Source organism: Siphonobacter sp. (assembly GCF_048595215.1).
Taxonomy (GTDB): domain Bacteria; phylum Bacteroidota; class Bacteroidia; order Cytophagales; family Spirosomataceae; genus Siphonobacter.
In genome coordinates this window covers 1-5,849 of record NZ_JBMDWJ010000032.1, presented here as the reverse complement: position 1 = coordinate 5,849, position 5,849 = coordinate 1, and the positions used below count along the sequence as shown (strand labels likewise).

General features: G+C 50.0%; 4 protein-coding genes. All 4 read right to left on the bottom strand.

Annotation, left to right across the window (positions count from 1 at the left end; translation table 11 throughout):
* Window positions 1-368: 368 nt before the first annotated feature.
* On the bottom strand, window positions 369-3,440 hold the full coding sequence (locus tag ACOJTG_RS02210; RefSeq protein ID WP_420152310.1) for a response regulator: 3,072 nt from the start codon (window positions 3,438-3,440) through the stop codon (window positions 369-371).
* Between the two features lie 200 nt (window positions 3,441-3,640).
* Window positions 3,641-4,435, bottom strand: coding sequence for a sensor histidine kinase (locus ACOJTG_RS02205; protein ID WP_420152309.1), 795 nt, complete (start codon window positions 4,433-4,435; stop codon window positions 3,641-3,643).
* The gene (locus ACOJTG_RS02200) at window positions 4,432-5,034 is read right to left on the bottom strand and encodes a hypothetical protein (RefSeq protein WP_420152308.1); all 603 of its coding nucleotides are present in this window, start codon (window positions 5,032-5,034) and stop codon (window positions 4,432-4,434) included. Before ACOJTG_RS02200 ends, ACOJTG_RS02205 begins: the two co-directional genes overlap by 4 nt.
* A gap of 56 nt (window positions 5,035-5,090) precedes the next feature.
* Complete coding sequence (locus ACOJTG_RS02195) at window positions 5,091-5,834, bottom strand: hypothetical protein (protein WP_420152307.1); 744 nt, start codon at window positions 5,832-5,834, stop codon at window positions 5,091-5,093.
* Window positions 5,835-5,849: the final 15 nt, after the last annotated feature.

Here is a 5,849-nt window from a genome sequence, read left to right as displayed (position 1 = left end):
GAGGGATAAATGATTAAAAAGAATTGAAAATATTTTAAAAATTACTTGGTAAAAGGGAAGAAGGGTGCATTGAAATGGCTATAAAAAAAGCTCCCGAACCTATTTTCAAGGCCGGGAGCAAAAGGCAGATGACTACCGAGTCTGGCGGGATGGTTCGGTAGGGTATAGGCCCCTTCATTCTGCCCATGAAGGGAAAATCTTCTAATTTTTTGATGCTTACGCTAAATCTGACCGCAAGATAAATGTTTTTATAATACAATGTGTACAGGCCCTACAATAAAAATAGAGGAGGGTAATTTTTGATTTTAGTCTATAATACTCAATATATAGACTAATCGCAACATGCATCGAAAAAAAGGTACCGACGTCTAAACGGGCTTACGGTCTAGCCAGTGCTGAAGTGCCGAAAGCAGGGCCGCTTTGACTACGGGCTTGATGAGGTAATCGTCCATACCCGCGGCTAGGCAACGTTCCCGCTCGCCGAGTACGGCACTGGCCGTAAGTGCTAGGATGGGCGTGCGATGGTGCGTTTCGAGTTTACGGATTTCCAGCGTCGCTTCGTAGCCATTAAGTTCGGGCATTTGCACATCCATAAAAATCAGATCGGGCTGGTGGTGTATGAATTGCTCGATGGCCTGTCGGCCCGTTGTCGCTTCCAGTAAGGTGGCCTGAGGAAAGCTGCGTTTAAGAATAGTTTTAGCCAAGAGCATGTTGACGGCATTGTCCTCGGCGATTAATATTTTCAGGGGCTGTTCACTCAAGACGGTTGTCGCGGCCAAAGGCTGGTCAGGTGGGCACGCGGGTTGTTGCAAACGAGCGAGTGCCTGATAAAGTTGTTGCATTTTAATAGGCTTCAACAGCCGGGCATCAATATCGAGGGGACGCATGGCTTCGTTGAGCAGCGGATCATCCGAAGAACTACACAGCATAATGATAGGCTGCTCCTTTCCCGAAAGGTGTAATTGCTGGCGAATGCGGCGAATCGTTTGCAAGCCATCCAGGGCGGGCATATGGTAGTCCATGAGCACGACATCAAAGCAGGTGTCTCCCTGCAACAGCTCTAAGGCTTCTTCACCTGAACTCGCGTGCTGACAGCGAATCTCTTGTAAGGCTAACATATCGGTAACAATACGGCGGTTGGTCGCGTTGTCATCCACAATTAAGACCTGTTGAAGATGGTGCAAATCAGCCGTAAGCACGGGGGCATCTTCAAGGACCGGTAAGTCGATTTCAAAGTAAAATAAGCTACCCTGGCCCGGCGTACTCTCGAGTTTTAACGCACTGTTCATCAACGCCAGCAACTTGGTAGAGATACTCAATCCTAGCCCCGTGCCGCCGAAACGTCGGGTTGTTGAGGCATCTTCCTGGGCAAAGGCTTCGAAGATCCGCTCATGCTGGTCGGGATGAATACCAATGCCCGTATCGCGTACCGAAAAGCGGAAACGCGTTAAACCCGAGGTTTGCACACCAAGGCTTTGCACCTTAAGTTCAATCTCGCCTGCCTCGGTAAACTTCATGGCATTACTGAGCAGGTTGACCAAGACCTGACGTAAGCGAACGCCGTCGGCTTGAATAAACCGAGTGACGTCGGAACTGAGATCGAGTAAGACTTCGATATTTTTCTGGTGAGCCTGAAACAGGATGAGGTCCGTAACCTGACTGGCTAATTCGGGCAAATCAACCGTCTCGGGAGATAATTCTAAATGACCGGCTTCGATTTTAGAAAAATCTAGAATGTCATTGATAATGTCCAGTAAAGTTTGAGCCGATTGTACAACCAACTTTACATACTCATGCTGAGTTTGGTCCAGCGGTGTTTTCAGCAGGAGCTCACTAAAGCCAACCACGCCATTTAAAGGCGTTCGGATTTCGTGACTCATGTTAGCCAGAAATTCGGATTTGGCCCGGCTGGCCGCTAGGGCTTGCTGTTGAGCTTGGACAATCTTCGTTTCTACCTTTTTCTTTTCATCCACATCTTGTACGCTCCCGTAGAACCGTTGGCAGCGACCCTCCACGATTTCTACGTGTCCAAGCGTCCGAATCCACTTGGGCTGACCCTGAGCCGTTTTAATCTGAATTTCTTCGTCCCAGGGCTGACCCTTTTGCAGGGCCCGCATCGCCCGTCGCTTGAGTCGGCCTTTGTTCCGGCCGAGCAAAGCCAGGGCTTGGGATAGACTCACCGGAGCATTGATCGGCAGCTCGTAAATTTGCCGGGTGACTTTCGACATAAAGAGCTCTTGACGATCCATATGGTATTCCCACCCACCCACCTGAGCCATTTGGCTGGTTTGTTCGAGCAGTTGCCGGGTATGATGCAGTTCGGCTTCGGCAGCTTTCCGATCCGTAATGTCGTGGCTGGTTAAGATAATTTCTCCGCCGAGTTCATTCACGCCGGCCGTAGTGATGGCCCAGCACCAAGAGCCATTTTTGTGACGGATCCGATGTTCCACCCCTGGCTGTACGGTATTCGTGGTCAGCGTCAGCGTCAACGCTTCCATGCAGACGGCCAGGTCATCGGGATGCACAAAGCTGGCTACGGACTGACCTAGCGTTTCCTGAAGTGAATACCCGTAGACATTCGTCCAACTGGCCGAAGCGTAGGTTAAAAGGCCCTCGGGTGTAATCGTGGTGAGCACATCGCTCATGTTGGCAATGAGCAGCGAGAAGTCCCTTTCTACCTTGTGATTCTTGGTTAAGTCACGGCCAATGAGCAAAAATTCATGGGCACTACTCGTTGGACCCATCAAGAGCCATTCGATGCTGCGGATGTCACCGTTGCTGCCCATCTGCCGAAGACTCATGGCCTGGGGAGCAGCCGTAGGCCATTGGTTATAGGTGAGTAGGGATTGTGCTTTGTCTTGATCTTTCTTGATGACATCTTCGAGCAAAGAGCGTCCTAAATCAGCTTGTGAATCCAGCCCAAAATCCTGACAGAAACTTTGGTTCAAAAAGCGATAATGCCCCTGTTCATCGGTTTTAACCAAGTACAGTAAGCCAGTAGCGGCGATGTAATTGTAGAGGGCCGCTTCGTGTTGAGAAGCCAGCTCAGCCTGTTTCTCCTTGGTGATATCCGAAAAAGTAATCAAAAGCCGGAACGGAAGCTGTTCCGCATTGCGAATGGCCAGACCCTTCATTCGGATCCATACCAGGGAACCCGTACGGTGAAAATACCGGATAACGGCTTGGCAGGGAGCTTGGCTATCGGCTAGATGGGCATCGGCAAAGTGGCGAGCCAAGTACTCGTCCTGCGGGTGAATAAAGGCTTCGGGTAATAGATCAGGTACGGAATCGTAGCCCAGTAGGCTCCAGAAGTGTGGACTCATCCACTGGTGTTCGGGCCGAGACAAGTCCCAGGACCATAAGCCGGACTCCAGGACAAAGTCAAAGATACGCTGATCACTTTTGATCAGCGTAAATAGCTCTTCTTTTAAGTAATTCATGAAATGGCGGACTCTGACTTAAGTCGGAGTTATAGGTGCGGTTATGAAAGGATAATTCCTTTAAAGGTTAAAAATACAGAATCTGCTTGGAATCAGGGGCTAACTCGGTAGAAAATCCTTTGTTATTGCTGGAAAAATTTCGGTAAGTAGGGGTTTCCTATACCGCTACTAGAAGCGAGGTAAGAGCAGGGATGCCCCGCTTACCCTAGGGTCGGTACGGCAATGGTTACGGACGTACCCCGTTGCGGCTGACTATCAATGTGCAGATCTCCTTTGAGCAACTCAACGCGTCGATGCAGGTTTTTCAGGCCCAGTCCGCTGCCTGCTACGGACGGTGTGGGTTGTGCGGAAAAACCGCATCCATTATCGGTAATGTGGATGCGTAACGAATGAGAGTCGTATGAAAAATGCAGGGAAATCTGGCTGGCCTGAGCGTGCTTGAGGGCATTATTTAAGATTTCTTGAATCATACGGAAAAGCAATAAGTCCTGCCGCTCGGGTAAGGCATAGGGAGATCCCTCCAGGCTTACTTCCAACTCCAGCTGGCTTACTTTGCGGATTCGATTCGCCTCAAAGACGGCACTCTCGTACAATCCGAAGGTTTCAATGACCCCCGGATTTAGCGTTTTGGTTACGTCTCGTACCGCTTGGACGGCTTCCTGCAGCAGGGCATTTACCTCGTTGACTTCCTGTTTGAGGGCTGCATCGGTTGCTTTATTACGTAAACTAAATAGGCCCAATCGCACGACCGATAGAAGCTGCCCCACGTGATCGTGCAAATCCTGGCTGATGTGCTCAAGGATAGCCGTCTGAATTTCGAGTTGGGATTCCAGCAGCTCCTGGGCAAAAGCGGCTTTCAGGGCTTGCTGCTCGCGTTGGTGGCGGCGGTAGCGTTGCTGGTAACGAACGGTATTGACAATGACAAAGCCCGCCAGCGTCGCCAGCAGTAAGCAGACGACGAGGCAGGCAATGAGAAAGTGATCCGAAAACGTCATACGCGCTTGGGAAGGGGTAATCGTTCTTGTTTTCCCACAAACGTAAGGGCAAAACAAGCGTACAGGGCAATGTTAGCCAGAAAACCTACCCGATCAAACCAGTAGTGCATCCGCAGGTCTTCGCCTAAAGTATTATGCAGGGCCTGCAGGGGCAGACACGTTGCATTAAAAAGTAAAAAACCACAGCTAATCCAAAACAGGCGGTACTGAAAAACCGGATGGGGCTGTTGCAGCAATCGCTGAAAATACCACAGGGCCCAAACGCTGGTTAGCAGTAGGGAAAGTAGCAGACTATTCGTACCAGCCATGGAGTGAAAGGGTTGCCACCAAAGGATATTACCCACGTAAAAAATTCCGTAGAAAATCAGACTTCGTTTCAACCAGGGGCTGCGTAATTCCTCAGCGTAGCCCAGGGTGGCCAAAGCATAGGCTAGGGGCCAATAGGTATTGTAAACCATCAGGTTGTGGTGATACACTACCCGGGCGTAAAAAGCGACGCATTCGCTTAGCAACGTAATGAGCAATAAGCCCCAAAAATAGCGTAGGCTTGTGGGGAGCCTACTGAAGCGGTAGCTAGCCAATCCCAGAGCTAAGGCCATTAAAAAAAGGATCGCGATAACGTACGGATCAAAATCACTCATTATAAATAGAAAGCTTATTTACAAACACTAGGTGGCGGGCAGTTTTTAATCACGTTAAAGTATGCATCTTCGACAGCAGCGTCTTTTTCGGGGACTATGGGCACGGAGTAAATAATGGTTAGGTAAGCTCCACCCGTAGGGCGAGACAGTAAGCCCGGCGAAAGGTAGATGTACTCAGGATAAGATCCCCTTGGAAAGAGTTCGCTAAGCCAGTTTTCCAACCGGTCAATGGGTGTGGGTAGGCTGTAATAAAAGTAATTCTTGAAAAAAGAGGGCGGCAGTAGCAAACTATCTAGACCCGTACTCAGGAGTTGGTAGCGGAAATTTTCTTTATAGAGTTGAGCCTGGGCGGGAGCAATACCCTTAAAATACCCTGCGTTTAAGGTATCGGCCTGGCCCGTCGTACCTAGGAGCAAGCTCAGAGGTTGGTCTAGGTCGGTCAGGACGGGGTAGACAATTAGATTCTTCTGTCCCTGGTAAAACTGACGCAGCTCGGCTAGATTAATCTTAAATCGCTTATGAAAAACGCTGGTATCGGCACTAGTTTCGTTCAGGTGCTCATAGGCCTTCACGCCGCCGAGTTCCTGGTTTAAAATGGCACTCAGTAGGCTGATTTCTTCCCGGGCCTGCGTGGCTGAGATGGGTGAGCCGGATACTTCGATTGGGGTGACGGGGGGAGAATCCGGGGGGCTGGCGGGTTTGGACTGGCAGGCACACAGCAAGCCACTGAGCAGCAGGCCGAGTAAAAAAGATCTCATGGGGTACTACGATTA

Bases quoted from the DNA above. Each gene is read 5' to 3' on its own strand.
- ACOJTG_RS02205 (WP_420152309.1), bottom strand. From the start codon at position 4,435: ATGACGTTTTCGGATCACTTTCTCATTGCCTGCCTCGTCGTCTGCTTA.
- ACOJTG_RS02200 (WP_420152308.1), bottom strand. From the start codon at position 5,034: ATGGCCTTAGCTCTGGGATTGGCTAGCTACCGCTTCAGTAGGCTCCCC.
- ACOJTG_RS02195 (WP_420152307.1), bottom strand. From the start codon at position 5,834: ATGAGATCTTTTTTACTCGGCCTGCTGCTCAGTGGCTTGCTGTGTGCC.
- ACOJTG_RS02210 (WP_420152310.1), bottom strand. From the start codon at position 3,440: ATGAATTACTTAAAAGAAGAGCTATTTACGCTGATCAAAAGTGATCAG.